The sequence below is a fragment of the Flavobacterium aestuarii genome (assembly GCF_040049115.1).
Classification (GTDB): domain Bacteria; phylum Bacteroidota; class Bacteroidia; order Flavobacteriales; family Flavobacteriaceae; genus Flavobacterium; species Flavobacterium aestuarii.
The window spans coordinates 23,111-49,677 of record NZ_JBDLZZ010000014.1 but is presented as its reverse complement, the minus strand read 5'-3'; the positions used below and the strand labels follow the sequence as shown (position 1 = coordinate 49,677).

Below are 26,567 nucleotides of genomic sequence, written 5' to 3'. Positions count from 1 at the left end.
AATTCTTTTATTATTCTAATTCGCCATTAACTCCGCATTAACCTTCGATTAACTTACAAAAGATATTTTTAGATTCATTTTTGCAATTCTAAAACCTTGCAATTTATTACCAAAAATGAAAAATAAATCAAAATTTCAAAACATAATTATTGCTGTTAGCCTAATAATTTCAGCCTTAGGATTAGCACAGAATAAAACAGAAAACTACAGTATATCTAACCATTTAACAGAAGTAATTATAACCAAAGAAAAGAAAATGTTTACCAATAAAAATGGCAATATCAAAGTTGATGTGGCCAATTCGATTCTGGCTTCAACTCCAAACACACTGGATTTATTTTCAAAATTGCCGAATGTTATGATTAGTTCTGACAAAGAAAATATTACAGTTATCGGAAAGGGGACTCCATTAATTTATATTGATAATCAAAAAGCAGAGATGAATGATTTGAATGCTTTATCTGTTGATGACATAAAGAGTATCGAAATTATCAATAATCCATCATCAAAATATGAAGCCGAAGGAAGGGCATTTATTCTGATTACGAGAAAGTTAAGCAAAAAAGAAGGATCGCAAACCACTTTGTCCGAAGTGGCTTCGTTCAAGAAGGAATTCAATAATTATCTGGGCATAAATTCGAGTTTCAAAAAAAATAAATTCGAATGGAAAGCCAATTTTAATTACAATAAATTACAGCCTTGGGAAAGTCATAGTATTGATTACCAAATACCCGATGCAGATATAATTTCGAATTACAAAGTCGCTACTGCAAATACCAAAAGAAAGCAATACATTTTTGGAGGCGGTTTCTTTTATAAAATCAACGAGGAGGATTATTTTTCAATTAGCATTAACGGCAAATTGCAAAGTGAACCTTTTGATATCAATACCACATCTTACAATAAGAATGGTGATGTCGAAAACAATGTAGTTACATACAGTGACAATAAGAGCCAGAAGAATTTTATCAATTCATTTGTTAATTATTCGAAGAAGATAAAATCGATAGATACGCAGTTATTTACAGGTTTTCAATATTCTGCTTTTGATCAGGATTCAAAAGCTTTTGTGCAGAATAATTATAATGAAACTCAATTTGAAAAGGCACAAAACAGCGATCAAAAATTTAAAGTGAATGTTTTTTCCGGAAGAATTGATCTCGAAAAGAAATTCAAAAACGAAATGAAACTGGAGTACGGCGGACTTTATTTATCTGCTGATGCAGTAACTGATTTTGAAACTATTAATTTTGAAAACAATAACACAATTACAACCCATTACAATTTTGAAGAAAAAAATACTGCGGGTTATAGTCAATTATCGGGCAGTATTAAAAAAGCCAGTTATTCTATTGGCCTGAGAGTTGAAAATACAGCTATTGTTGGGAAATTTAAAAGTATAGCTACACCATTAATCAATAAAAATTATACCGATTTCTTTCCAAAAGCACAGTTTGATATTCCGATTGACAGCACAAAATCCGTGACGATAAACTATTCAAAAAGTATTTTAAGGCCAAATTATTCTTCGACAAGTCAAGGTTCTACTTATATCAATCCCTATTTTTTATACACCAGAAATATCAATTTGGATCCCACAATTACAAATGAAATATCGACAAGTTTTCAATATCATGATAAATCCGTAAAATTGACCTATTATCAAAATACAAATCCAGTCTACAGCAGTTTTGTATTCGATAATACCCAAAACATCTTAACTTTTAAGGAAACTAATTTTGACAAAGAAGCGGGTTTTTATTTAGAATTCACGTTGCCTTTTACTTATAAATTTTGGACTTCTACTAATAGCATGAGTTGTATTCTGAATAAAATTGAAGACGATTTAGCTATGATGAATACTTCAAAACCTTATTTATATTATTATTCAAACAATGAATTTAAACTGTCAAAAGGATATACCTTTTCATTGACAGCTACGGCAGTAACCAAACAAAAAGAAGGGATTTTTGAACGAAGCGGCAGATTTATTATGGATTTGGGCGCATCAAAAACTTTTTTCAATAATTGGAACTGTACAGTAAGCTATAATGATATTTTCAAAAACACGATTTACGAAGAAAGCTTTACTATAAATAATATTAATTCAAAAGCCACATACTACGTAGATGCTCATGAATTTTCGATAGCCATTAAATATTCATTTGGAAAAATTAAAGCGACTGAGTTTAAAGAAAAAAATATTGATGAGAACTCAAATCGTATCCGATAAGTAAGTCAAAACAAAAGCCCTTGTGATTGCAAGGGCTTATATTATTATAGAAAAGATTAACCTTCGTCTTCTTCTGTTCCTTTTCGATTCGACTCATCATCCATTTCTTCCTCATCGGCAGAATCCAATTCGAAGAAACTAAAAATAGAACCTCCGTAACTTTTTTGGAAAGAAAAATTAGTCAAGTGATCGAGTTTTGTATATTTAGAATGCTCGATAATCATCATGCCTTCCTCATCTAGCAGTCCTTTTTCAAAAACTGACAGCACAATTCTTTCAAAAGTCTTTTGATCCAGACCATAAGGCGGGTCAGCAAAAATAATATCGTAAGTCGTTTTGTTTTTTTCGATAAAAGCAAATACATCACTTTTGGTAGCCGCAATGCTAAAATCATATTCTGCAGAAACTTGCTTAATGAATTTTACACAGCCAAAATCGGCATCGACAGAGGTAATTGGAAAACTTCCCCTAGAAGCAAACTCATAACTGATATTGCCAGTTCCTGCAAATAAATCCAATACTTTCAATCCTTCAAAACTAAAATGATTGTTCAAAACATTAAATAATGCTTCTTTACTCATATCGGTTGTAGGCCGGACAGGCAGGCCTTTTGGCGGAAAAATGCGTCTTCCTTTGTATTTTCCGGATATGATTCTCATGAGTTAAAAAGTATAAAATGTTGTTGGTTTTGCGCTCTTGAAAAAGTATTGTTTTTTTGCAAATTAGTTACATCAAAGAAAGAAACGTTTCGAATGTATTTGTAGGCTATTTTATAAAAATCATCTTCTTCCGAAATAGCGCCTAATAATTCCAATTGAAAACTTTCCGGATTCATATTCAATTGTTCAGCTGTAAAAAGCAGATAGTATATAAAATCCTCTGGTGTTTTGTATTCGAATGAATTGAACAAAAGCAGTTTTTGATTCTGAATTACAATAATTTCAAAGTGTCCTGGATTGAAATGAACAATCATTTTTTTGTTGTCATTGTTTTTGGAGGCATCCAAAAGCTTAGAAACCAAGATACTGTTGGCATGCTTGTAATCAAACGTACCAAATTGGTCTATGAAAAAATTATTGATATTGACATACGGAATATAAACCGCATTCATTTGATAGTTTGTGATTTCATCAAATGCAAAAAAGTCGGTTTCAAAAACTTTTGTGTTGTACTGAAGATAACTTCCCATAAAATTTTCATCAAATAGGGCAGTGGGGACAAAAGTTGAAAGATTGTTATTATGAATCACCTGAATTTCGTCATAACTATCATTCAGTTCCGGATAATTCCGAAACGCATCCGAAAACAATTCTTCAATCTTAGTTGACTTATGAAAAATATCAAAATGGATTTCGTTTATCGAAACTATTCTGTCATGAAGCGTGTCAAAGCAGCAAAACGAAAGCCCCGTAAGTGAAACTTGGATAGAAAGCTTTTTATATTTCTTATCGGTTATATTGATATTCATAAGATTTTTTTCAACAATGCAAACTTACGAATTTCAATGGCAATTTCAATGACAATGGCAAAAATCAAATAATTATTGATGTCCGTAAAGTTTGTTATTCCAAAGGAATCTCACACAAAGCAAATAACAAACGTGCGATTCCTACGGAATGACAAGATTGTGTAAAAATCAATCGAATATTACTTGACTTAAATTTTCTAACGCTTAACTATTGCCATTTAATTGTTTTTTGACATTGTCATTGATATTGAATTTGGCATTGCAATCGAAAAAACCGTACTTTGCAGACAAATAACACCTGATGAATTCCTCTTCATTTTACAGTCATTTACAGAAAAAATTTCCTTTTCAACCGACATACAATCAGGATATTTTTTTTCAAAAAATTGCTATTTTCTTGACGGATAATTATAATGACACCATTTTTGTGCTGAAAGGTTATGCAGGAACAGGAAAAACAACTGTGATCTCAACCATCGTAAACAGTTTATTGGATATTAACAAGAAATATGTTTTGCTCGCTCCAACAGGGCGTGCGGCCAAGGTAATTGCAAATTATTCAAACAAACCGGCTTTTACGATTCATAAAAAAATCTATTTTCCAAAGAAAAATTCAAGTGGTGGAGTTTCATTTACATTACAGCAGAACAAACATAAAAATACTATTTTCATTGTCGATGAAGCTTCGATGATTTCAGACACCAACTCGGATTCCAAATTGTATGAAAACGGTTCCTTGCTCGATGATTTGATTTCCTATGTATATTCGGGCACCAATTGCAAAATGATACTTTTGGGAGACACTGCCCAGTTACCTCCGGTAAACCTTGATATTAGCCCAGCTTTGGATATCCACACTTTAAGTATTCATTACAATAAAGAAGTGGAATATATTGAACTTGATGAAGTAATGCGTCAGGAAGAAAATTCAGGGATTTTGTACAATGCTACAGAATTGAGGGAATTATTGAAGGAAAATTTTATAACCGAATTTAGATTTAGCGTTCGAAAATTCAAAGATATTGTACGTTTGGTGGATGGATATGATATTCAGGATGCAATTCATTCTGCCTATAGTAATTATAGTATCGAAGACACCGCTTTTATTGTCCGTTCCAATAAAAGAGCGAATCAATACAACGAACAGATTCGGGCAAAAATCCTTGATAAGGAAAGCGAACTTTCAACTGGCGATTTCCTGATGGTGGTAAAGAATAATTATTTTTGGTTAAAAGATTCTGACGAAGCCGGATTCATAGCCAACGGAGACATTATCGAAGTTTTGGAAATGTTCGGAATTAAGGAATTGTACGGATTTAAATTCGCCAAAGTCAAAATCCGAATGATCGATTATCCTGACCAGAAACCTTTCGAAACCGTTCTTTTGATGGATACAATTAAAAGTGAATCACCTTCGTTGACTTTTGAAGAATCAAACAGATTGTACCAAGAAGTAATGAAAGATTATGAAAGCGAAACGACTAAATACAAAAAGTTCCAGAAAGTAAAGGAAAACGAATATTTCAATGCCTTACAGGTCAAATTCTCCTATGCAATTACCTGTCATAAATCTCAGGGAGGACAATGGAATACCGTATTTATTGAACAGCCGTATTTACCAAACGGAATTGACAGGGATTACGTTCGATGGCTATACACTGCTATGACAAGAGCAAAAAATAAATTATATTTGATAGGATTTAAGGATGATAGTTTTGTGGAATAATTTTTTAAAACATATAAGTCATATAAGTTTTATTTAAATTATAAATATTAAAACAATGCTTATTTGAACTTAATATCTTATGCAGTTCAATTTAAGAAATATAAGGTTGTTAAGTTTTATTTTAATATGCTGTAAAATCATTTGTGATCTGCTATAAACTTATATGACTTATATGTTTCAATCATTTTAACAACAATTTGTTATGACTAATTTAAACGACTTACATAAAATTTCCGGTTCGTTTTCGAATACCGAAAAAATGCCAGTTTTATTCTTAGGACACGGAAGCCCAATGAATGCCATTGAGGAAAATCAGTTTGTGACCGGTTTTAGGAATTTAGCCAAAACACTGCCAAAACCAAACGCCATTTTATGTATTTCAGCGCATTGGTTTACTAGCGGAACTAAGGTCACTGCGATGGAAATGCCAAGAACCATTCACGATTTTGGAGGCTTCCCACAGGAATTATTTGAGGTGCAATATCCTGCCAAAGGAAGTCCTGAACTGGCTGTTGCTACTCAGGAATTATTATCTCCAACAGCGGTCGAATTAGACCATCAATGGGGATTGGATCACGGAGCTTGGAGTGTAATTAAACATTTATATCCAGATGCTGATATTCCTGTAATTCAAATGAGTATCGATTACACAAAATCAGGACAATATCATTTTGAGTTAGCCCAAAAATTAAGCGAACTGCGTAGCAAAGGAATCTTGATTGTAAGCAGCGGGAACATCATTCATAACTTAAGATTAGTCGATTTCAGAAACATAAATACCGATAACTATGGCTTCGATTGGGCTTTTGAAGCAAGAGAAAATATCAACAATTATTTGCTCGACGGTAATTTTCAGCCACTGATTGATTTTGAAAAACAAAGCAGAGCTTTCCAGCTTTCCATTCCAACTCCCGATCATTATTTACCTTTGATTTACACTTTGGGATTAAAAGGAAAATCGGAAGAGTTGAGTTTGTTTAATGACAAATTGGTTGGAGGATCGTTAAGTATGACTTCGGTAAGGATTTCAGATTAACTTTAGGTTATAAAACATATATTTGACACAAAAAAATAGAATAAATATAAATGAAAATAATAGCAGTCATTCCCGCCCGTTATGCATCTACACGATTTCCTGCAAAACTAATGCAGGACTTAGGAGGCAAAACGGTTATTTTAAGAACCTACGAAGCCGCAATAAATACTCAATTATTTGATGATGTTTTTGTCGTAACGGATTCCGAACTGATTTTTGACGAAATTGTTTCCAATGGCGGGAAAGCCATTCGAAGTATCAAAGAACATGAATCGGGGAGTGACCGAATTGCCGAAGCTGTTGAAAACCTGGATGTTGATATTGTTGTCAATGTGCAAGGTGATGAACCCTTTATCGACACAGAGCCTCTGAAAAAAGTCATTGAGGTTTTTAAAGAAGATACATTAAAACAAGTTGATTTGGCTTCGCTGATGAGGGAAATTAAAAACGAAGACGAAATCAATAATCCAAATAATGTAAAAGTAGTTGTAGATCAAAATGGATTTGCATTGTACTTTTCGCGCTCAGTAATTCCTTACCCAAGAGAGAAAGAAGCTGGCGTGCGTTATATGCAACATATCGGAATTTATGCTTTTAGGAAACAGGCTTTACTAGACTTTTACAGCTTGCCGATGAAATCTTTGGAGGCTTCCGAAAAACTGGAACAGCTTCGTTATCTTGAATTTGGAAAACGAATTAAAATGGTAGAAACCACTCACGTAGGAATTGGGATTGATACCGCTGAAGATTTGGAAAAAGCTAGAAAAATGCTTCTTTGATTGACTCTAAGATGCATTTTTATTTAAGTTTCTCTATAATAATCAATTCATTATGAACTTCAACTCTTGGAATTGATTGAATTTTAAAATTATTATCATTGAAATCCTTAATGAAATTTTGATTTCTAAAATTGTCACCTGCTGTTAAACACATTGTATTAAAAAGTACAACTCCTTTAGATTGAAGTAAAAAACAAATTCTGTCAATAAAAAATTTTTGGAATAAAAAATTAGGCATCATCGTATCTTGGAATATATCAATGATAATCAAATCGTAACGGTCTCTAGTTTTTAAGACAAATTCAAATGCATCATCAATTATAATATTTAGATTTTTTATTTCGTCTAATTTAAAATATTTATTTGCAATTTTTATAATATCTGGGTCAATATCTACACCTGTGATTTGGCCTTTAAAATGAATTTCATCAACTAATGTCTTAATTACGCTTCCGCCCGCAACTCCTAAGACAAGAGCATTATCCATTTCTGCTATTTTTTTAAATCCAAAATGCTTTAAGCCCCTCCTTAAAATGCGCTGAAGACTGCCATATGAATAATTGGTGTTTTCAGAATCTAATACAAGTTCACCATTGGCCCATGTGACTTCTATAGTTTTACTTAATGATGATTTGGTTTTAAATATTTTTATGGGAATGAGATAACTCAGTAACTTGCGAAGCATTAAATAAGGTTTTTATCAAAAATAAGATATTAATTGTTTTATTTGCACAAAAAAAACATAAATGAAGAAACAAATCTATAGATGGATTTTTTACAATTTGATGGGTTGGAAAATAGAAGGAAACTTCAGCAAGGAAATTAAAAAATGTATTGTAATGGTAATGCCTCATACCAGCTGGCATGATTTTTATACAGCAATTATTTGCCGGGGTGCAATAGGAGTGGAGATCAATTGGATAGGAAAGAAAGAATTGTTTCGTTTTCCGTTTGGTTATTTTTTTAAATCCTTAGGAGGTGCACCTCTTGACAGGACTGGAGGATTAAATAAAGTCGAATCCATTGCAAAACTATTCGACTCAAAAGAAACTTTTAGATTGGGATTGTCACCCGAAGGAACCCGTAAAAAAGTTGAAGTACTCAAAACGGGTTTTTACTATATTGCCTTGCAAGCAAAAGTTCCAATAATTCCGGTAGCTATGAATTTTGAAAAAAAGGTTTTTAACTTTGGGAACCCTTTTTATCCAACAGGCAATTTAGAATCTGACTTAGCTCTATTGAATAAGCACTTTATAGGTGCAAAAGGTAAAATACCTGAAAACGGATATACTGTTTCATAAAAAAAACAAACTGCCTGAGAATCGCATATTTATTTTTTTCTGATCCTTTGTGTGAAATATTCAATTCTCACGAATTTGGATTATACGTTTTGAAAGTGCCGTTTTTATAGAAAAAAACAATTTTTTCAATTTCACTGCTATTTTCATTTTCTGCAGTTTTTATTGTCTGTTCGATTTTATCATTTATTATTTCTTTTTTGAGAGTCGATTGAATTTCAGAAAATAAATCGATAGGAGCAGGGCTGTCTGCATTTTTAATGGCTGGTTTTAAATTTTCTTCAGATTCTTTATTTTTCGGGAAAGAGCCGGTTCCGTTTAAAATCCAATACAAATCTACTTCTGGGAAAATATCTGTAATTTTTAGAATAAAATCTAAGCTTGGCTTATTTCTGCCTGAGAGCAGGTGAGACATACTGGAACGCTGTACACCTATTTTATCTGCAAACGAGGAAGCGTTCAAACTATAATAATCCAGTATAAATTCTAATCTTTTTATAAAATCATCTGTGTTTACCATTGTAAATTAGCTTTTCTAACATCTCTTTTACAAATGTAATCAATCGATTTGTGATTAACTAATTTACAATGTTAAAAAAACTGGAGTGAATAATAAAGTAAAAGTAATTATTTAAATACATTGTTATAACTAACTGATTTTTAATATAAAATAGCATTTGTTTTGATGCATACAACTAAACAATTGATTTATTTTAACTATGTATAGCTATGTAAATTCTCTCTGTTTACAATTCTAATTTTTTGGAATATTTCTCTGTTTACAATTGTAAAAATAAAGATGTTTACTTTTGTAAATCAAATAAAATAACATGAATTTAGAACAGCTATTTAATCAGAATAAAGAAAATACTATTCAAGGCCGATACATAACCTTAGATTCAATCGAGCCTTTACTTCAAAAAGATTCAATAAAAAAGGATGTCAAAATAATAGGCAGCTCCGTTTTAGGAAAACCCATTTATGGCTATCAGAAAGGTAACGGTAAAATAAAAATTTATCTATGGTCACAAATGCATGGAAACGAAAGCACTACCACGAAAGCATTATTTGATTTTATAAATCTTTTGAATAACGGCTCAGTTTTGGCTAGCCAATTATTAGAAAGCTTCACTTTTTACTGCATACCGATGCTTAATCCCGATGGGGCCAAATTATACACTCGTGCCAATGCCAATAATATTGATTTAAACAGGGATTCTCAAGATCTCACACAGCCTGAAAGCCAGATATTAAGAACTGTTTTTGATGAATTTAAGCCCGATTATTGTTTTAATCTGCATGATCAGCGAACTATTTTTGGCGTTGCAGATACCGGAAAGCCAGCAACTCTTTCGTTTTTAGCTCCATCCTATAATGAAGAAAGAGAAATAAATGCCACCAGATTGAAAGCTATAAATCTAATTGCCGGAATAAATGATGAATTACAGAAATATATTCCAGGACAGATTGGCCGATTTGACGATTCGTTTAATATTAATTGCATTGGAGATACTTTTCAATATTTAGGTGTTCCCACTTTATTATTTGAAGCTGGTCATTTTCCAAATGATTACGAAAGAGAAAATACAAGAAAATTCGTATTTATGTCGTTGTTGACGAGTTTTATTATTCTTAACGAAAACGATATAGTTGATAATAGAAATGATAAATATTTAAACATTCCTCAGAATAATGTTAGTTTTTTTGATTTTATGTATAAAAATGTCAAAATAAATTATGATGGTAATGAAATAATCACGAATTTTGTGGCTCAATATAAGGAAGAGTTAATTGATAATAAATTAAATCTAAATTCTTATATAATTGAAATAGGCGATTTAAAAGGGTATTATGGTCATTTTGAATATGATGCAAAAGGAGCTTTATATCAGGATGATTTCAAGAATATACCAATAGCAGGACAAGCCGCCAATTTTAATTTTGAGGAAAAAGTATTTTTCGTTAATGGAAAGATAAAAAAATGATTTTTTTGAGGATTATTTAATTTTTATTTATAATTTTAACTTTTTAAGTATCAAATAACCATATAATAAAAGAATTATGAGTAAGTTTCGTTTAGATGAAGTAGATCACCAGATTTTAGATATGTTGATAGACAATACAAGAGTTCCGTTTACAGACATAGCTAAAAAATTATTGATTTCAGCTGGAACGGTTCATGTTAGGGTAAAAAAAATGGAAGATGCTGGTATTATCATGGGATCCTCTCTGGTTCTTGATTATGATAAATTAGGTTATTCATTTATTGCTTATGTAGGTGTTTTTCTAAATAATACTTCTCAAACAAAGTTTGTTTTAGAGCGTATTAATGAAATTCCTTTTGTTACTGTTGCGTCTGTAACTACAGGTAAATTCAACATTTTCTGCAAAATCAGAGCTAAGGATACAAAGCATGCAAAAGATGTTATTTTTATGATTGATGATATCGAAGGTGTTTATAGAACTGAAACTATGATTTCTTTAGAGGAAAGCATTAATGATAAAAAGCGTTTGATGCATACCATTTTCAAAGAAATGTAAATCTTGAATGCTATATATAAATATAACCTCAAGTGAAATCTTGGGGTTTTTTTATGGTAGATTAACTAACCAACTAATAGTACAATAATTATGTATACGTTACCCAAAATAGAACGTTTCAATCAAAATGTTTTATCTAAATATCATATTTATAACAGTGTTTTTATAACATTGCCTTTTGATTCTGTAGACAATACAGGTGTTTTGCTGCCAATTTTCACAGAGCTTTGTGATAGCGGATTCAAAAAACAAAAAACTCCCACCGAAATATTTGATTTCTTTTCAGACAAATATATGCATAGCGACTCTGAAAAAGATAAAATTAATTTAATGTTTCATTTTATACAATACATTGAACGCCAGATTGTTTTGTTTGATGCTATTGAAGATGCTGCCTTTCCGGTTGTAAACAATATGGAAGGAAGAGGTTCTCTTCGCGATATTAAAGAAAAATCAGATGTTAGAAACAACAAGGAAGAGCTGATTAATTTTCTAGAGAATTTTAATGTTCGTACTGTATTAACTGCGCACCCTACTCAATTTTATCCTGGCGCAGTTTTAGGAATTATCAATGATTTGACTGAAGCTCTTAGAAATAATAATCTATTAGAGATAAAACAATTATTGGCACAGCTGGGAAAAACGCCTTTTATTCAAAACGAAAAACCTAATCCATTTGACGAAGCGGTAAGCTTAATCTGGTATCTTGAAAATGTATTTTACAATACTTCAGGTGAAATGGTTCATTATCTGCAAAAAAATGTTTTTGAGGGCGAGTCAATAAAAAATCCATTAATTAAACTTGGCTTTTGGCCAGGTGGAGACCGTGATGGAAACCCATTTGTTACTACTGAAATTACGCTGAAAGTAGCTGAACGTTTAAGAACTTCTATATTAAAATGCTACTATTTTGAAATAAGAAATCTGAAAAGAAAGCTGACTTTTCCAGTTGTTGATTCTTTAGTAATGGAATTGGAACAAAAATTATATCGTTCTGTTTTCTATTCAAAAGGGGAAATTTTTATTACTCTAGATGAATTTAAACTACAGCTGAATAAAATCAAAAACATAATTATTGAACAGCATCAATCACTTTATGCAGATCAGATAGATGCTTTGCTTATTCGTCTCAATTTATTTGGCTTTCATTTTGCAACCTTAGATATCAGACAAAATAGCAAAATACATCAAAGTGTTTTTTATGATATTGTAGATTATTATTCAAAATCAAAAGAAAATATTTTCCCTGATAATTATTTTCAGTTAACGGATCAAGAAAAATTAGAGGTTTTAGCCACATTGAAAGGTAATCTGGATGCCGCAGATTTTGAAAATGAAATGACCAGATCTACCATCGAGTCAATCAAAGCTATAAAAACAATTCAGGAAAACAATGGAGAATTTGGTGCAAACCGTTATATAATAAGCAATAACGAAAGTGCACTTAATGTCATGGAAACTTTTGCATTGTTTAAATTGTGCAATTGGGAAAATGCAACAGTAGATATTATTCCGCTTTTTGAATCAGTGGATGATCTACATAATGCGCATTTAGTAATGGAGACATTATATACAAATCCTGAATATGCACAGCATCTGGCAAACAGAAACAACAAGCAGACAATAATGCTAGGTTTTTCTGACGGAACAAAAGATGGTGGTTATCTCATGGCAAATTGGAGTATTTATAAAGCAAAAGAAGCGTTGACTGAAATGTCTAGAAAATATGGAATCAATGCGATATTTTTTGATGGACGTGGTGGACCACCAGCACGTGGCGGTGGAAAAACTCATAAATTTTACGCTTCATTAGGGCCAAATATCGAAAATAACGAGATTCAGATTACAATTCAGGGTCAAACCATTAGTTCAAATTTTGGAACATTGGATTCCTGCCGTTATAATTTAGAGAATTTATTAAGTGCAGGGGTTGCTAACCAAGTGTTTAATCAAGGGCAAAATGAATTAAGTGCAGATGAAAAAGATATTTTAGATCAAATGGCTGATTTAGGGTATGAAAAGTATTTGAGTTTCAAAAATCATCCAAAGTTTATTCCTTATCTGGAGCAGATGAGTACTTTGAAATATTACGCAAAAACAAATATTGGCAGCCGCCCTTCTAAAAGAAGTAAATCTGATAATCTTGATTTTGCTGATTTAAGAGCCATTCCATTTGTAGGTTCCTGGAGTCAGCTAAAACAAAATGTTCCAGGTTTCTTTGGAGTCGGAACTGCATTAAAGCATTTTGAAGATGCGAATCAATGGGATAAGGTTCAAAACTTATATAATAATTCTTTATTTTTCAAAACACTGCTTGAAAACAGTATGATGTCATTGGCAAAATCATTTTTCCCATTAACAGCATACATGAGCAAGGATCCTGAGTTTGGAGCTTTCTGGCAGATTATTTATGATGAATTTTTGGAAACAAAAAGGCTGTTGTTAAAAATTGCTGGTCATAAAGAACTAATGGAAAACTATCCTGATGGTATAGCTTCTATTCAAATGAGAGAACGTATTGTACTGCCACTCTTAACAATACAGCAATATGCATTGTTAAAAATCAGTGAACTTAACAAAGCAGAAAATCCTGATTTGAACTTGATAAAAGTATATGAAAAAATTGTGACCCGTTCACTTTTTGGAAATACTAATGCAAGTAGAAATTCTGCTTAAAATTATAAAATCTAAATTCTAAAATTGTCATTATGAATTCCAATCAATTGCCAGTAAATGAATATTCAAAATTCAATGCAACTTATATACAAGCATTAGAGAATGTAGAGTTATTCGAAGAATTAGAAATTAGTTTACATGACTTCATCAAATTTGTCCAGAATATTCCATTGGACAAATTTGATTATAGTTATGCCGAAGGCAAATGGACTATCAAGGAAATTATTCAGCACATTATTGATACTGAAAGAATTTTCAGTTATCGAGCGTTGAGAATTTCCAGAAATGATAAAACGCCATTGCCTGGTTTTGAAGAAAATGATTATGCGGATAATACCGATGCCAAAAGCAGAAGTATTCAGGATTTATTGACAGAGTTTTCAGCAGTGAGACATTCGAATTTACTTATGTTCAAAAGTTTTTCAGATGAACAGTTAAGAAGAATTGGAACTGCATCCAATCATGAAATTTCGGTAAGGGCTATTGGATTCATTCTTTTAGGACATCTTAAACATCATCAGAGAGTTTTTGCAGAAAGATATTTAAATAGTTAGTTTTGTTTAAAACATTCTGACCAAATTTTTAACTTATTTTCAAAAGTCATAGTATTAGCAGGACTAGTGGAAGGCATCACATAATAGGTGATGCCTTTTATTTGTCCAAATTTCTTATAAAAAAACGCATGACTTTGTTTTCCATTAAAAACAATTTTATTGATAGCTGGGAATTTTTCGAGCAAAGTGATAAAATCATTTTCTTTATGATTTTTGATATGAATATCTAGACTTCCTTTTCTTTCACAATTTTCCAAAACGTCCCACAGTCCGATTTTGTTTTTCTTCAGAATTTTTATTTTTTTTTCAAAATTTTCGGGAATTGGAAAAGCTTCAAATATTGAATATATGATTTTCCAAAAATGATTTCTTGGATGCGCATAATATTCCTGTTTTTCAAGAGACATTGCACCAGGCATCGTTCCCAAAATTAATACCTCGGTATTGGAATCAATAAAATACGGAAAAGAATATATTGCCATAAAATTAAATTACTACATTTTCTTTTTCGAGTATTGTTAATCCAACTCTGATTTTGTCATACGAAATTTGTTCTTCAAAAAAATCAAAATAAGGTTTTAACGCATTTGGAGATTCCAGTTTTATTTTTGCCTCCGCTATTTTTTCAATTTCCTGGTCATTTATAAATTCTCTCAAATTTATCGGATGACCGTCACTATATAATTTAGCCAAATGTGAAATTATCGTTGCAACACCCAGATTTCTTTTAACTGCAATTTCTTCAACTTTCATTCCGCCTTGAAAAAGTTCTAAAGTTTCCTTATAAGTTGAACTCTCTTTTTTTGCCTTTACTTTTTTTATATTCTGAAATTCAATAATCGCCTTGATAAAAACGTCACCATACTTTTCTAATTTTGCTTTTCCAACTCCATCAATTGCCAAGAAATCAGAGTCGCTCATTGGTCGGTGAATTTCCAGTTGTTTTAAAGTTGCATCACTAAAAATTACATAAGCTGGAACTTCTTCTTCCTTTGCAATTTCAGTACGAAGTTTTCTAAGAAACTCAAAAAGAGAATTTGCAGACGATTTTGTTTTGACAGTTTTTGCTTCAATAATTTCTTTATCCATTTTTTGAACTGTGCTCAGCTTTACTTTTTCGCCATCGAATAATGCTTTTTTTGCAAAAGGGGTCAGTTTGATTTTATTCTGCTGATGAAACGCAATTTCACAATATCCCAAATTAATCAATTGGATAAGATATTGATTCCAGTCGTACCATGATAGGTCAGCACCAACTCCGTAGGTTTTCAAATTCTGATAACTTTTATCATAAATGGAAGCATTTTTGGAACCTCTTAAAAAATCTACAATTACTGGTAAAGCTTCAGATTCTTGTAAACGAGTAATTGCCGACAATGCTTTTTGAGCAATAATAGTTCCATCAAAAAATGCTGGAGGATTTTTGCAGATATCACAATTGCCACAGTTCTCGGTTACCAATTCGCCAAAATATGAAAGTAATATTTTTCTTCGGCAGCTCAAAGCATCAGCATATTGTTTCATCCGTTCCAGTTTAGAAAGCTGGACTTCGGCATTTAATCCCGTTGATGCAAATTTTTGAAGCTGCACTAAATCTCCATAACTTTTGAATAAAATAGTTTGTGATGGCAACCCGTCACGGCCGGCTCTTCCAATTTCCTGATAATACCCTTCAATATTTTTTGGCAGATTATAATGAATTACCCAGCGGACATTGGATTTATCAATTCCCATTCCGAAAGCAATGGTTGCGCAAACCACCTGACAGTCATCATTGATAAATTCGTCCTGAGTTTTGGAACGCGTTTTATTATCCAGACCTGCATGATAAGCTTTTGCATTTATTCCTTTTTTCTGGAGTTTTTCAGAAAGTTCTTCTGTAGTCTTCCGGCTCAGGCAATATACGATACCCGATTCATTCGGTTTAATTTTTATGAAATCAATAATCTGCTGTACACGGTCTAAAGCCGGTCTGACTTCAAGACTTAAATTTTTTCGGTCAAAAGATGAAATGAAAATTTTAGGATTATTTAAATTTAATTGTTCAGATATGTCAGTACGTGTTGCTTTATCAGCAGTTGCAGTCAACGCCAGGATTGGAGTAGAAGGGAAGCGGTGTTTCAGATAACCAAGATTGGTATAAGCTGGACGAAAATCATGACCCCAAGCCGAAATACAATGTGCTTCATCAATTGCAATAAGACTTACAGTTATCTGGCTGAAAGCATTCTCCAAAAATGACAGGCTTTCCGGCGCTACATAGACGAGTTTGACTTTTTTATCTTTAAGATTTTGAATATGAAAATCCTGTTCTTCCGAAGACTGACTGCTGTTGATATAACAGGCAGGAATACCATTGGATTTTAAACTGTCAACTTGATCTTTCATCAAGGCTATCAATGGTGAAATCACAATTGTAATTCCTGGAAGGATTAGAGCAGGAAGCTGAAAGCATATTGATTTCCCTCCTCCTGTTGGCATGATGGCAAGAGTATCTTTTCCTGAAAGAATGCTATTAATAATGTTTTCCTGATTGGGTCTGAATTTTTCAAATCCAAAATTTTCCTTGAGTTTGGCGTGTAAAATTTCTGTTGTCATGTTGGCGTATATTTTAGAAACCTAAATCTAATAAAAAAAGGAACTCAATTTCGAGTTCCTTTAATTTTTTTATAAACTTATAGCATTAATCTTCGTCATCTTCATCATCATCATCGTCTGCGATATCTTTATCATCACCATCTTCATCGTCATCATCATCACCATCAACATCTGGCTTATCTAAATTTTCATCTTCATCGTCATCATCATCTGCATCTTCAACATCTAATTCTAAACCGCTGATTGGTTCTACAACATCATCAATTTCATCATCATCTTCATAATTACCTATTCTATCAGCCAATTTGGTACTCACTTTTACTAAATATATAGTATCTTCAGTTCTAACTTCCACTGCTTCAACTAATTCATTTTTAGCATTTCTGAATCGGATGATATCAGAATCATCGTATCCGTCAGGGAATTTTTCGACCAAAAGATTTAAAATTTCGTTGGTCAATTTGGCGTAATCAACTATTACTCTTTTCATGTGCAGTTAATATTTTTTTTATTGGAACATGGTATCGCTAGATCTTCATTTGTATTTGGAACAAGTTCTATCTTGGCGATTTCATAAATAATTATTATAAATCTAACAAATATGCAAAAATTAATGGAGCCACAATAGTAGCATCAGACTCAATGATGAATTTTGGAGTTTTGATATCTAATTTACCCCAGGTAATTTTTTCATTAGGGACTGCACCCGAATAAGAACCATAACTCGTTGTTGAATCAGATATTTGACAGAAATAACTCCAGAAAGGGACATCATGCATTTCCATATCCTGATATAGCATTGGTACTACGCATATTGGAAAATCACCAGCAATACCGCCGCCAATCTGGAAAAAACCAATTCCATTTGAACTGTTTTTTGGATACCAGTCAGCAAGGAACGTCATATATTCAATTCCTGATTTCATGGTAGATGCCTTCAAATCTCCTTTGATAACGTATGATGCAAAAATATTTCCCATAGTACTATCTTCCCATCCTGGTACAATAATAGGCAAATTTTTCTCAGCTGCAGCATACATCCAGCTATCTTTTAAGTCAATTTCATAATATTCTTCTAATACACCTGAAAGCAGCATTTTATACATGAATTCATGAGGAAAATATCTTTCTCCTTTGTCATCAGCTTCTTTCCAGATTTTATATATATGTTTTTGAAGACGACGAAAAGCCTCATGCTCAGGGATACAGGTATCAGTAACTCTGTTCAATCCTCTTTCCAGTAAATCCCATTCATCCTGAGGAGTCAAGTCACGATAATGAGGTACTCTCTCATAATGAGAATGTGCTACCAGATTCATGATATCTTCTTCAAGATTAGCTCCTGTACATGAAATAATCTGAACTTTATCCTGACGGATTATTTCGGCAAAAATCTTTCCAATTTCAGCTGTACTCATTGCGCCAGCCATACTTACCATCATTTTTGCTCCATTGGCCAATTGCTGCTCATAAGCTTTTGCCGCATCAACTAAAGATGCTGAATTAAAATGCAGGTAATGCTTTTCAATAAACTGACTGATTGGTCCTTTACTCATTTTTTTCTTTTTTATTTAATGTTAAAAGGTTATTTGGAGATTTTAATTTACAAATAAAATAAATTTATAAATATTAAATTCTTTAAATAACAATTTTTATTGCTATTTATTATAGCCTAATATTTTTAATACATCATCAGCTGTCTGCTGCTCTGAGAATACTTCGGTTGCGAGTATGCCATTTTCATCTCGGTCTATCAGAATGTGTTTTGGCTGTGGTATAAGGCAGTGATGCAAACCTCCATAGCCTCCAATAGTTTCCTGATAGGCACCCGTGTTGAAAAAACCTAAATATAATGGTTTTTCCTTGTTGTATTTTGGCAGATAAATTGCATTCATATTCTGTTCAGAGTTGTAGTAATCATCGCTGTCGCAAGTCATTCCACCTAACAAAACCCTTTCATAGGTATCGTTCCATCTGTTAATTGCCAACATAATGAAACGTTTATTAATGGCCCAAGTATCTGGAAGGGTAGTAATGAAAGATGAATCTATCATATTCCATTTTTCTCTGTCATTCTGCTGTTTCTGGTATAAAACCTGATAAATTGCGCCACCGCTTTCTCCAACTGTAAATGAACCAAATTCGGTAAAAATATTTGGAACATCAACTTCAGCTTCGTCACAGGCAATTTTAATCTGATTGATAATCTCATCAATCATATATTGGTAATCATATTCGAAAGCCAATGAATTCTTGATTGGAAAACCACCGCCGATATTTAATCCATCAAGAGTAGGGCATTCCTTTTTGAGAGCAACATACACCTTTATACATTTTACAAGTTCATTCCAATAATAAGCATTGTCATTGATTCCTGTATTAATAAAAAAGTGCAACATTTTAAGTTCCAGATTTTTATTCTCTTTTATTTCTTTTTTATAAAAAGGAACTATATTTTTATATCCAATTCCCAATCTGGAAGTATAAAACTCAAATTTTGGTTCCTCCTCGGCAGCAATTCGGATACCTATTTTAAATTTGCCTTTTATTTCTCCTTGCAGCAAATCCAGTTCCTCATAATTATCAATTATAGGAATAGTATTTTTATGCCCGTTATTAACTAATCTGGCAATATTCTCAATATATTGATCTCTTTTGAAACCATTACATATAATATAAGTGCTTTTATTGATTTTTCCTTTTTCCAGCAAATTTTCAACAATATTAATATCAAAAGCAGATGATGTCTCGATATGGATATTGTTTTTAAAAGCCTCATTCATAATATATTCAAAATGAGAGCTTTTGGTGCAATAGCAATAAAAATATTTAGCCTCATATTTGTTTTTTTCCATTGATTTACGAAACCAGGATTTGGCTTTGTTAATATTATTGGATATTTGAGGCAAATAAGTAAATTTTAAAGGAGTTCCATATTTTTCTACCAATTTCATAAGATCAATATTATGAAACTGAAGATTGTCCTTGTTTAATTTGAATTCTTCCTGCGGAAAGTAATACGTTTGATTTATTAAGTCAGAATATTTTGTATTCATTGTTTTTTTTAGGATTTTATGAATTAATTGTATTTAAAAAAAATAGAATTAATACAAAATCAGACCCTAATATTAGCATAGATGAGCTGAAGCTCTTCATAATTTGCCTTAAAATATTGAAATACGTCAAAACTAAAGTTTCCTTTTATCCCATAGAAACGTTTCAACATGCTCAAAAAAGCTCTATTGTTCCTATTTCTTTTGGCAGAAAACATTTTGGTATTTTTATTTTTGTTCATTGTGGCAAATGTAAAAAATAATATAAACGTAAAGCAATCCTTTTTATTAAAAAATAGCTAAGATTTATAATCTTCAAAAGCCTTTAGAATCAATTCGTTTTCAACAGATTGATTGATTTTAATTTTTCCGATGCCTTCAATTAATGCAAATTGTATCATTCCATACTCATTTTTCTTGTCATGAATCAGTAATTCTAAGATCGGATCTATATCATTTTCTTCAAAAATTATATCATCATATATTGACTTTAAAACCGACTTTATTTGATGATATTCATCTTCGCTGATTAGATTTTTGTGCAATGAGATATAGCTTTCCAGGATCATTCCTGCTGCTATTGCTTCGCCATGCAGTAAAGTAGTCTTATTTTTATTTTCCAGAAAATAGCCTTCAATAGCGTGTCCTAATGTATGTCCGAAATTTAGTGATTTTCTAATATTCTTTTCAGTTGGATCCTGCATTACAATAATGTTCTTGATTTCAACCGAACGATGAATTAAATTATCCAATTGATCAAAATTTATCTCCTTTATACTCAAAAAAGATTCCCAGTAATTTTTATCAAATATTAATCCGTGCTTTAACATTTCTGCAAGTCCTGAACGCATTTCGTTCTGAGGAACAGTTTTGAGGTACGTGGTATCTACTAAAACCATTTTTGGCGTATTGATTACACCAATCTGGTTTTTTAAATTTCCTAGATCGACACCATTTTTTCCGCCAACTGAAGCATCAACCATAGACAATAAAGTCGTTGGAATATGAATAAAATCTACACCTCTTTTAAAAGTAGATGCGACAAAGCCACCCAAATCAGTTACTACGCCTCCGCCAATATTTATTACTAATGTTTTTCTATCAGCGCCCAGTTCTGTCAAAACATTCCATATTTCAATACAGGTTTCTATATTTTTATTGATTTCTCCCGCTTCAAATTCTATGATTTCGATAGTCAGATCAGTTTCTATTAAGGGTAATAATATTGGCAGGCAATATTCATTTGTATTAGTGTCTACAATAATAAAAATATTAGAATATTTGTTCTCTTTTAAGTGCTGATTTAGTCTTTCATATCCGGTTTCATTAAAATGTACGGGATAATTATTTGCTTCTATAGATTGCATGATTTTATTTTAATTAAAACCGCAAAATAAGGCAAATTTTGCTAATATTTATGACTTACTCTCTTTATATTTGCATAAAAAATATAACAAAAAATGAATAATATTTTCAATAACTCACAAATTGCGTTTGCATTGAAAAGTGATACGGAACTCGACAGAGCCTATTTTCTTTTCAAATTAATCAATAGCCAGCCATTAGTTCGTATAGGAACTGCAGTTACCAATTTTGCAATCAAAGCAAATCTTCCTGTCGAAAGCTTAATCAGGGCAACTGTTTTTGATCATTTTTGCGGAGGCGTAAATGAGAATGACTGCTTAACGGTCGTTGATAAAATGTACACCAAAGGAGTTTCATCTGTTTTAGATTATTCTGTTGAAGGAAAAGAAGAGGAAAATCAATTTGATGCTGCTCTTGAAATGACCTTAAAAACAATTGAATTTGCTAAAGAACGTCAAGCAATCCCATTTGCAGTATTCAAGCCAACAGGGTTGGGGCGTTTGGATTTATATGAAAAAATTGGTGAAAAACAGACGCTGACCCCAGAAGAACAGCAAGAATGGAATAGAGTAACAGCACGATTTGATCAAGTATGCGGTGAAGCTCATAAAAAAAATGTAGCTTTATTAATTGATGCCGAAGAGAGCTGGATGCAAGAAGCTGCTGATGATCTGGTAACCGAAATGATGCGCAAATACAATAAGGAAAAAGTTATTGTATTTAACACATTACAGATGTATCGCTGGGATCGTTTAGATTATTTGAAGCAATTGCATGAAAAAGCAAAAACAGAAGGTTTTTTTATTGGAATGAAATTGGTGCGTGGTGCTTATATGGAAAAAGAAAACCTTCGCGCCGAAGAAAAAGGGTACCCTACACCTATATGTGCATCTAAAGAAGCTTCGGATATTAACTATGATGCAGCTGTACTTTATATGGTTGAACATTTAGAAACCATGTCTATTTTTGCAGGAACTCATAATGAAGAGAGTACTTATAAGTTAATGGAACTTATGAAAATCAAAGGTATCCCAACAAACGATGACAGAATATGGTTTGGCCAGCTGTATGGAATGAGCGACAACATCAGTTATAATTTAGCGGCTAATGGCTATAATATTGCAAAATACCTGCCTTTTGGACCAGTAAAAGATGTTATGCCATACTTGATCCGCCGTGCCGAAGAAAACACTTCAGTTGCAGGACAAACAAGCCGTGAACTTTCTATGATTAAAGCGGAACGTAATAGGAGAAAAGGGAAACTGGAAAGTGTACACAGTATTTAACTGATATTCAAAATATCTGAGAAATATTTAGAAATTGTATAAAAAATCCATTTGCTTTTGAAGCAAATGGATAAAAAAAAACGCTTCGAAAACATCGAAGCGTTTTTTGTGAATTATAATTAGTCCTTATTTCTGAACTGGTGCAGCTGTTGTAGATCCAGGTTTTTTCATTTCTTTTTCAACCATATCATAGAACTGATCAATTTTTGGCATTACATAGATACGTGTTCTTCTGTTTTTAGATTTGTTTTCAGGAGAATCATTAGGAACCAAAGGAACGTAAGAACTTCTTCCCGCTGCAATTAATTGGGCTGGATTTACTCCTAAATCTTTAGATAGAATACGGATAATTGATGTAGAACGTTTAACACTCAAATCCCAGTTATCTATTAAACAAGCGTTTCCTTTTAATACATCAGTATCTGTGTGGCCTTCAACCATACATTCAAAATCTGGTTTATCGTTAACTACTTTTGCCACTTTTGCCAAAACTCCTTTTGCTTTATCGCTTACTTCGTAGCTGCCGCTCTTGAATAGCATTTTATCAGAAATAGAGATAAAAACCACTCCTTTATCAACATTAATTTCGATGTCTTGATCATCCATTCCAACTACTGATTTTAAGCTGGTAACAACAGCAAGTGTAACACTGTCTTTTTTAGTCAATGCATCTTGCATTCTGCTGATTTTTAAGTCTTTTTCTTTTATGGATTCCAAAGCTTTCTCAATATTTTCTGCTCCTTTAGTAGATAAAACAGTCATATCTTTTGAAGTAGAAATTAAATGCTGATTGGTTTCTCTTAGGCCATCTACAGTTGCTTTAAGGCCAGCTTTTTCTTCTAAGCAAGAATTTAATTTTACAGTACAAGTATTCAATAAATCTTGTGTTTCCTTGTTTTTAGCTTCTAGCGCTGCATATTCCTTTTTAGAAACGCAAGATGTAAGAAGAACTAAAGCGGATAGTGTAATCATTATTTTTTTCATAGAATGCATAATTTAATTAAACGTGTGAATTACAAAGTTAGTTGTTAAATGTTAATTTTAAATGTAAATTATTGTTAAATAAGGTCAACAAAAACTGTGCCACCTTTAACATAATAACCATAAACGATGCTTTTAGTTTTAAAGTATATTTCACTTTGATTTTTTTCTCTTTTTCGATAATTTTTATAGAATAGCCTGTAAAAAGAAAAATGAGCGCGTATAATTGCCCAGCAATGAGCAAATTGACTTGAGAATATAAATTTTACACCAGCAGCTCCATCCAGCACCAAGCGTACAAAAAGTACTGAAAATAGTTTTTTTAGTGGTAAATTTTTTGTTAACATTAATAGTGAATTTCTAAAATTCAGAAACGTTTTTTGAGGATTTGCCTGCTTCAAAGTGGCCCCTCCAACATGATAAACCACTGATCCTGAATTGTATTTGATTTTATAGCCTTTATTCATGGCGCGCCAGCATAAATCTATCTCTTCCTGATGGGCAAAAAAATCTTCATCAAAACCTTTTAATTCTTTGTAAACACTGCTTCTAATAAAGAAACAAGCTCCCGAAGCCCAGAATATTTCAGCTGGATCGTCATACTGGCCATCGTCTGTCTCTATAGTATCAAAAATACGTCCACGACAGAATGGATAACCATATTTATCTATAAAGCCACCCGCGGCGCCAGCATATTCAAAATAATTCTTTCGCTTGAAATCCAGTATCTTAGGCTGTATGATTGCTGTATCTTGTTCGGATTCAAAAGTTTTGAGTATAGGTTTTAACCAATTCTCTGTAACCTCAATGTCTGAATTTACCAGAGCATAAATTTCAGCATCAATATGCTGCAAAGCATCATTATAACCTCCCGCAAAGCCTTTATTAGTTTTATTCTGCACTATCTGTACAGTGGGGAAATTGCTTTTTACAAACGCCACCGAATCATCAGTTGAAGCGTTATCAGCAACATATATAGCTGCTTCGGGCGAAAATTGAAGAACCGAAGGCAAAAACTGTTCTAAGAGTTTAGTACCATTCCAATTCAATATAATTACGGCTATTTTCATTTAGACTTTTAGGATTATTAGATTTCTTGGATTCATATATTATTGAACTATTGTTTTTTAGACTCTAAAAAAGTCTAAGCGTCCAATAATCTAAACTTTCAAACCTTTATAATTAGGCAATTCCTTCAAAAATTCATATTTTTCATTTTCAAAATCCATAAGGCAAAAATAATGATTTAAGCCATTAGTAACCATCAAAAATTCGGATTCGAGGGTCATATTATATCGTGCAATCTGGTCAAAAGTGGCTTGGGAAATTTTTATCTCAGGAGCTTTGCATTCAATCAGAATAAAAATTGTCCCGTCAGGATTAAATACCACAACATCATACCTTTTTCGCAATCCATTAACTATTAAAACTTTTTCGACATTAATCAATGATTTTGGATACTTTTTTTCTTCCAGTAAAAACTGGACAACGTGTTGGCGAACCCATTCTTCAGGCGTTAGAATGATAAATTTTTTCCGAATTGTATCAAAAATAGATACTTTATTTTCGCTATTTTTGAAACGAAAAGTATAAGAAGGAAAATTGAGTTTTTGCATGAGGCAAAAATAGTTATTTTGTTTATTGTTTATGATTTGTTCTTTTACAAAAAATAACTATAAACAATAAACTAAGAACCATAAATCCAAAAAATGGACGAAGTCGTAAAGATTGTAAATGATATAAAAGCAGGAAACATCAAACCTATCTATTTTTTGATGGGTGAAGAGCCTTATTACATTGATAAATTATCGGAATACATAGAAACAAATGTTTTAGCTGAAGAAGAAAAGGGATTTAATCAAACCGTTTTGTACGGAAGAGATGTGAGTATCGATGATGTTGTGTCGACTGCAAAACGCTATCCAATGATGGCTGATCGTCAAGTTGTCATTGTGAAAGAAGCACAGGATTTGTCGAGAACTATCGATAAAATTGAAAGTTATGCAGAAAACCCTATGCTTTCGACAGTTTTGGTCTTTTGTTACAAATATAAAACGCTTGATAAAAGAAAAAAAGCCACAAAACTTCTAGCTAAAAACGGAATCGTTTATGAAAGTAAAAAGTTATATGAAAATCAAGTAGGGGATTGGATTAAACGGGTTTTGGCTGGAAAAAAATATGCTATAGAACCAAAAGCTTCGGCAATGCTGGTTGAGTTTTTAGGAACAGATTTGAGTAAAATTAACAATGAACTCGAAAAATTACAAATTATTTTACCAGTTGGAAGTACCATTTCTGCCAAAGATATTGAGGAAAATATCGGTTTTAGCAAAGATTATAATGTCTTTGAATTGCGAAAAGCTATTGGCGAACGCAATCAGTTAAAAGCATATAAAATAGCCGAGAATTTTGCCCAAAATCCAAAGGACAATCCAATAGTTATGACTACTGGTTTGGTGTTTGGATTTTTCATTCAATTACTGAAATATCACGGATTGAAAGATAAAAATCCTAAAAATGCAGCATCTGTACTGGGTGTTAATCCTTTTTTTCTAAAAGATTATGATGTCGCTTTAAAAAATTACCCGATGAAAAAAGTGAGCCAGATTGTTGCTTCATTACGTGATACTGATGTAAAAAGCAAAGGAGTGGGTGCTAATAGCTTGTCTCAGGCTGATTTATTAAAGGAAATGCTATATAAAATTTTTAATTAAAGTCTAAAAATAACGATATTTGTACCCTTCTAAAAACAAATACTACAACTATGGGAATGAATAAAAATACTATTTTGGGATGGGCAACTTTCATCATGATACTTATGGGATTTTTGCTAATAGGATTAGGTGCTTTTCGATACGATGATGTTGCTGGCTGGGGCTTTGCAGCGGTTGGCTTAGGATTTCTGGCAAATGCCTGGGTATTTAATGCTTTGAAAGGACGTGTATAAAAAATAACAATTGTGATAACGGTTAT

Annotated in this window: 25 protein-coding genes; 12 read left to right on the top strand and 13 right to left on the bottom strand. The window is 32.2% G+C overall.

All coding sequences use genetic code 11. The features are described from left to right. Positions 1 to 115 precede the first annotated feature (115 nt). Positions 116 to 2,233, top strand: coding sequence for an outer membrane beta-barrel protein (locus ABEG11_RS14370; protein ID WP_348824866.1), 2,118 nt, complete (start codon positions 116 to 118; stop codon positions 2,231 to 2,233). Positions 2,234 to 2,289: 56 nt separating this feature from the next. Here ABEG11_RS14370 and ABEG11_RS14365 read toward each other — a convergent pair whose 3' ends face one another. Together ABEG11_RS14365 and ABEG11_RS14360 are read right to left on the bottom strand one after the other, a co-directional pair. Next, entirely contained in the window at positions 2,290 to 2,892 is a 603-nt protein-coding gene (locus ABEG11_RS14365; RefSeq protein WP_348824865.1) for an RsmD family RNA methyltransferase, read from the bottom strand. Continuing rightward, positions 2,889 to 3,701, bottom strand: coding sequence for a DUF3822 family protein (locus tag ABEG11_RS14360; protein WP_348824864.1), 813 nt, complete (start codon positions 3,699 to 3,701; stop codon positions 2,889 to 2,891). Before ABEG11_RS14360 ends, ABEG11_RS14365 begins: the two co-directional genes overlap by 4 nt. A gap of 301 nt (positions 3,702 to 4,002) precedes the next feature. On the opposite strand from ABEG11_RS14360, the gene ABEG11_RS14355 reads away from it, so the two are divergent. From ABEG11_RS14355 to kdsB, 3 genes are all read left to right on the top strand, one after another. Next, entirely contained in the window at positions 4,003 to 5,427 is a 1,425-nt protein-coding gene (locus ABEG11_RS14355) for an ATP-dependent DNA helicase (RefSeq protein WP_348824863.1), read from the top strand. A 202-nt stretch (positions 5,428 to 5,629) separates the two neighbouring features. Next, entirely contained in the window at positions 5,630 to 6,463 is an 834-nt protein-coding gene (gene ygiD / locus ABEG11_RS14350; RefSeq protein WP_348824862.1) for a 4,5-DOPA-extradiol-dioxygenase, read from the top strand. Positions 6,464 to 6,513: 50 nt separating this feature from the next. Next, positions 6,514 to 7,242 carry a 3-deoxy-manno-octulosonate cytidylyltransferase gene (kdsB, locus tag ABEG11_RS14345; RefSeq protein ID WP_348824861.1) on the top strand — a complete coding sequence of 243 codons (729 nt, stop codon included), beginning with the start codon at positions 6,514 to 6,516 and terminating at the stop codon, positions 7,240 to 7,242. A 19-nt stretch (positions 7,243 to 7,261) separates the two neighbouring features. Here kdsB and ABEG11_RS14340 read toward each other — a convergent pair whose 3' ends face one another. Then, positions 7,262 to 7,927, bottom strand: coding sequence for a spermidine synthase (locus ABEG11_RS14340; RefSeq protein ID WP_348824860.1), 666 nt, complete (start codon positions 7,925 to 7,927; stop codon positions 7,262 to 7,264). A gap of 61 nt (positions 7,928 to 7,988) precedes the next feature. On the opposite strand from ABEG11_RS14340, the gene ABEG11_RS14335 reads away from it, so the two are divergent. Then, the gene (locus ABEG11_RS14335) at positions 7,989 to 8,543 is read left to right on the top strand and encodes a 1-acyl-sn-glycerol-3-phosphate acyltransferase (RefSeq protein ID WP_348824859.1); all 555 of its coding nucleotides are present in this window, start codon (positions 7,989 to 7,991) and stop codon (positions 8,541 to 8,543) included. Between the two features lie 67 nt (positions 8,544 to 8,610). On the opposite strand, the gene ABEG11_RS14330 is transcribed toward ABEG11_RS14335, so the two are convergent. Further along, positions 8,611 to 9,060, bottom strand: coding sequence for a helix-turn-helix domain-containing protein (locus ABEG11_RS14330; RefSeq protein ID WP_348824858.1), 450 nt, complete (start codon positions 9,058 to 9,060; stop codon positions 8,611 to 8,613). A gap of 310 nt (positions 9,061 to 9,370) precedes the next feature. Here ABEG11_RS14330 and ABEG11_RS14325 point away from each other — a divergent pair, with 310 nt between their 5' ends. From ABEG11_RS14325 to ABEG11_RS14310, 4 genes are all read left to right on the top strand, one after another. After that, on the top strand, positions 9,371 to 10,525 hold the full coding sequence (locus ABEG11_RS14325) for a M14 family metallopeptidase (RefSeq protein ID WP_348824857.1): 1,155 nt from the start codon (positions 9,371 to 9,373) through the stop codon (positions 10,523 to 10,525). Between the two features lie 76 nt (positions 10,526 to 10,601). After that, on the top strand, positions 10,602 to 11,081 hold the full coding sequence (locus ABEG11_RS14320; RefSeq protein WP_024981770.1) for an Lrp/AsnC family transcriptional regulator: 480 nt from the start codon (positions 10,602 to 10,604) through the stop codon (positions 11,079 to 11,081). Positions 11,082 to 11,171: 90 nt separating this feature from the next. After that, positions 11,172 to 13,757 carry a phosphoenolpyruvate carboxylase gene (locus tag ABEG11_RS14315; protein WP_348824856.1) on the top strand — a complete coding sequence of 862 codons (2,586 nt, stop codon included), beginning with the start codon at positions 11,172 to 11,174 and terminating at the stop codon, positions 13,755 to 13,757. A 32-nt stretch (positions 13,758 to 13,789) separates the two neighbouring features. Then, positions 13,790 to 14,311 (top strand): DinB family protein, encoded by a 522-nt coding sequence (locus ABEG11_RS14310; RefSeq protein WP_348824855.1) that lies wholly within the window; start codon positions 13,790 to 13,792, stop codon positions 14,309 to 14,311. On the opposite strand, the gene ABEG11_RS14305 is transcribed toward ABEG11_RS14310, so the two are convergent. The 6 genes from ABEG11_RS14305 to aroB form a co-directional block, all read right to left on the bottom strand. Continuing rightward, positions 14,308 to 14,793 (bottom strand): DNA-deoxyinosine glycosylase, encoded by a 486-nt coding sequence (locus ABEG11_RS14305; RefSeq protein WP_348824854.1) that lies wholly within the window; start codon positions 14,791 to 14,793, stop codon positions 14,308 to 14,310. The genes ABEG11_RS14310 and ABEG11_RS14305 overlap by 4 nt on opposite strands. A 4-nt stretch (positions 14,794 to 14,797) precedes the next feature. Further along, on the bottom strand, positions 14,798 to 16,909 hold the full coding sequence (gene recQ / locus ABEG11_RS14300) for a DNA helicase RecQ (protein ID WP_348824853.1): 2,112 nt from the start codon (positions 16,907 to 16,909) through the stop codon (positions 14,798 to 14,800). 85 nt (positions 16,910 to 16,994) lie between these two features. Continuing rightward, complete coding sequence (locus tag ABEG11_RS14295; RefSeq protein WP_348824852.1) at positions 16,995 to 17,399, bottom strand: DNA primase; 405 nt, start codon at positions 17,397 to 17,399, stop codon at positions 16,995 to 16,997. Positions 17,400 to 17,493: 94 nt separating this feature from the next. Further along, positions 17,494 to 18,465: a deoxyhypusine synthase family protein gene (locus ABEG11_RS14290; protein ID WP_348824851.1), complete on the bottom strand. Its 972-nt coding sequence runs from the start codon at positions 18,463 to 18,465 to the stop codon at positions 17,494 to 17,496. 102 nt (positions 18,466 to 18,567) lie between these two features. Next, positions 18,568 to 19,965 (bottom strand): type III PLP-dependent enzyme domain-containing protein, encoded by a 1,398-nt coding sequence (locus tag ABEG11_RS14285; RefSeq protein ID WP_348824850.1) that lies wholly within the window; start codon positions 19,963 to 19,965, stop codon positions 18,568 to 18,570. Between the two features lie 296 nt (positions 19,966 to 20,261). Continuing rightward, complete coding sequence (aroB, locus tag ABEG11_RS14280) at positions 20,262 to 21,329, bottom strand: 3-dehydroquinate synthase (protein ID WP_348824849.1); 1,068 nt, start codon at positions 21,327 to 21,329, stop codon at positions 20,262 to 20,264. Positions 21,330 to 21,422: 93 nt separating this feature from the next. On the opposite strand from aroB, the gene ABEG11_RS14275 reads away from it, so the two are divergent. Next, positions 21,423 to 22,613 carry a proline dehydrogenase family protein gene (locus ABEG11_RS14275; protein ID WP_348824848.1) on the top strand — a complete coding sequence of 397 codons (1,191 nt, stop codon included), beginning with the start codon at positions 21,423 to 21,425 and terminating at the stop codon, positions 22,611 to 22,613. A 126-nt stretch (positions 22,614 to 22,739) separates the two neighbouring features. On the opposite strand, the gene ABEG11_RS14270 is transcribed toward ABEG11_RS14275, so the two are convergent. The 3 genes from ABEG11_RS14270 to ABEG11_RS14260 form a co-directional block, all read right to left on the bottom strand. After that, complete coding sequence (locus ABEG11_RS14270) at positions 22,740 to 23,597, bottom strand: OmpA/MotB family protein (protein ID WP_348824847.1); 858 nt, start codon at positions 23,595 to 23,597, stop codon at positions 22,740 to 22,742. Positions 23,598 to 23,671: 74 nt separating this feature from the next. Further along, a complete protein-coding gene (locus ABEG11_RS14265) occupies positions 23,672 to 24,664 on the bottom strand; it encodes a glycosyltransferase family 2 protein (RefSeq protein ID WP_348824846.1) in 993 nt (330 codons plus the stop codon). Between the two features lie 90 nt (positions 24,665 to 24,754). After that, on the bottom strand, positions 24,755 to 25,210 hold the full coding sequence (locus tag ABEG11_RS14260; RefSeq protein WP_348824845.1) for a type I restriction enzyme HsdR N-terminal domain-containing protein: 456 nt from the start codon (positions 25,208 to 25,210) through the stop codon (positions 24,755 to 24,757). A 93-nt stretch (positions 25,211 to 25,303) separates the two neighbouring features. Here ABEG11_RS14260 and holA point away from each other — a divergent pair, with 93 nt between their 5' ends. Together holA and ABEG11_RS14250 are read left to right on the top strand one after the other, a co-directional pair. Further along, positions 25,304 to 26,308 carry a DNA polymerase III subunit delta gene (gene holA / locus ABEG11_RS14255; RefSeq protein WP_348824844.1) on the top strand — a complete coding sequence of 335 codons (1,005 nt, stop codon included), beginning with the start codon at positions 25,304 to 25,306 and terminating at the stop codon, positions 26,306 to 26,308. Between the two features lie 50 nt (positions 26,309 to 26,358). Continuing rightward, positions 26,359 to 26,541, top strand: coding sequence for a CAL67264 family membrane protein (locus ABEG11_RS14250; protein ID WP_348824843.1), 183 nt, complete (start codon positions 26,359 to 26,361; stop codon positions 26,539 to 26,541). The last annotated feature ends 26 nt before the right edge of the window (positions 26,542 to 26,567 follow it).

What these genes read in the sequence shown, in the direction of transcription:
- ABEG11_RS14370 (WP_348824866.1), top strand. Translation starts at nt 116, where the DNA reads ATGAAAAATAAATCAAAATTTCAAAACATAATTATTGCTGTTAGCCTA.
- ABEG11_RS14365 (WP_348824865.1), bottom strand. Translation starts at nt 2,892, where the DNA reads ATGAGAATCATATCCGGAAAATACAAAGGAAGACGCATTTTTCCGCCA.
- ABEG11_RS14360 (WP_348824864.1), bottom strand. Translation starts at nt 3,701, where the DNA reads ATGAATATCAATATAACCGATAAGAAATATAAAAAGCTTTCTATCCAA.
- ABEG11_RS14355 (WP_348824863.1), top strand. Translation starts at nt 4,003, where the DNA reads ATGAATTCCTCTTCATTTTACAGTCATTTACAGAAAAAATTTCCTTTT.
- ygiD (WP_348824862.1), top strand. Translation starts at nt 5,630, where the DNA reads ATGACTAATTTAAACGACTTACATAAAATTTCCGGTTCGTTTTCGAAT.
- kdsB (WP_348824861.1), top strand. Translation starts at nt 6,514, where the DNA reads ATGAAAATAATAGCAGTCATTCCCGCCCGTTATGCATCTACACGATTT.
- ABEG11_RS14340 (WP_348824860.1), bottom strand. Translation starts at nt 7,927, where the DNA reads ATGCTTCGCAAGTTACTGAGTTATCTCATTCCCATAAAAATATTTAAA.
- ABEG11_RS14335 (WP_348824859.1), top strand. Translation starts at nt 7,989, where the DNA reads ATGAAGAAACAAATCTATAGATGGATTTTTTACAATTTGATGGGTTGG.
- ABEG11_RS14330 (WP_348824858.1), bottom strand. Translation starts at nt 9,060, where the DNA reads ATGGTAAACACAGATGATTTTATAAAAAGATTAGAATTTATACTGGAT.
- ABEG11_RS14325 (WP_348824857.1), top strand. Translation starts at nt 9,371, where the DNA reads ATGAATTTAGAACAGCTATTTAATCAGAATAAAGAAAATACTATTCAA.
- ABEG11_RS14320 (WP_024981770.1), top strand. Translation starts at nt 10,602, where the DNA reads ATGAGTAAGTTTCGTTTAGATGAAGTAGATCACCAGATTTTAGATATG.
- ABEG11_RS14315 (WP_348824856.1), top strand. Translation starts at nt 11,172, where the DNA reads ATGTATACGTTACCCAAAATAGAACGTTTCAATCAAAATGTTTTATCT.
- ABEG11_RS14310 (WP_348824855.1), top strand. Translation starts at nt 13,790, where the DNA reads ATGAATTCCAATCAATTGCCAGTAAATGAATATTCAAAATTCAATGCA.
- ABEG11_RS14305 (WP_348824854.1), bottom strand. Translation starts at nt 14,793, where the DNA reads ATGGCAATATATTCTTTTCCGTATTTTATTGATTCCAATACCGAGGTA.
- recQ (WP_348824853.1), bottom strand. Translation starts at nt 16,909, where the DNA reads ATGACAACAGAAATTTTACACGCCAAACTCAAGGAAAATTTTGGATTT.
- ABEG11_RS14295 (WP_348824852.1), bottom strand. Translation starts at nt 17,399, where the DNA reads ATGAAAAGAGTAATAGTTGATTACGCCAAATTGACCAACGAAATTTTA.
- ABEG11_RS14290 (WP_348824851.1), bottom strand. Translation starts at nt 18,465, where the DNA reads ATGAGTAAAGGACCAATCAGTCAGTTTATTGAAAAGCATTACCTGCAT.
- ABEG11_RS14285 (WP_348824850.1), bottom strand. Translation starts at nt 19,965, where the DNA reads ATGAATACAAAATATTCTGACTTAATAAATCAAACGTATTACTTTCCG.
- aroB (WP_348824849.1), bottom strand. Translation starts at nt 21,329, where the DNA reads ATGCAATCTATAGAAGCAAATAATTATCCCGTACATTTTAATGAAACC.
- ABEG11_RS14275 (WP_348824848.1), top strand. Translation starts at nt 21,423, where the DNA reads ATGAATAATATTTTCAATAACTCACAAATTGCGTTTGCATTGAAAAGT.
- ABEG11_RS14270 (WP_348824847.1), bottom strand. Translation starts at nt 23,597, where the DNA reads ATGAAAAAAATAATGATTACACTATCCGCTTTAGTTCTTCTTACATCT.
- ABEG11_RS14265 (WP_348824846.1), bottom strand. Translation starts at nt 24,664, where the DNA reads ATGAAAATAGCCGTAATTATATTGAATTGGAATGGTACTAAACTCTTA.
- ABEG11_RS14260 (WP_348824845.1), bottom strand. Translation starts at nt 25,210, where the DNA reads ATGCAAAAACTCAATTTTCCTTCTTATACTTTTCGTTTCAAAAATAGC.
- holA (WP_348824844.1), top strand. Translation starts at nt 25,304, where the DNA reads ATGGACGAAGTCGTAAAGATTGTAAATGATATAAAAGCAGGAAACATC.
- ABEG11_RS14250 (WP_348824843.1), top strand. Translation starts at nt 26,359, where the DNA reads ATGGGAATGAATAAAAATACTATTTTGGGATGGGCAACTTTCATCATG.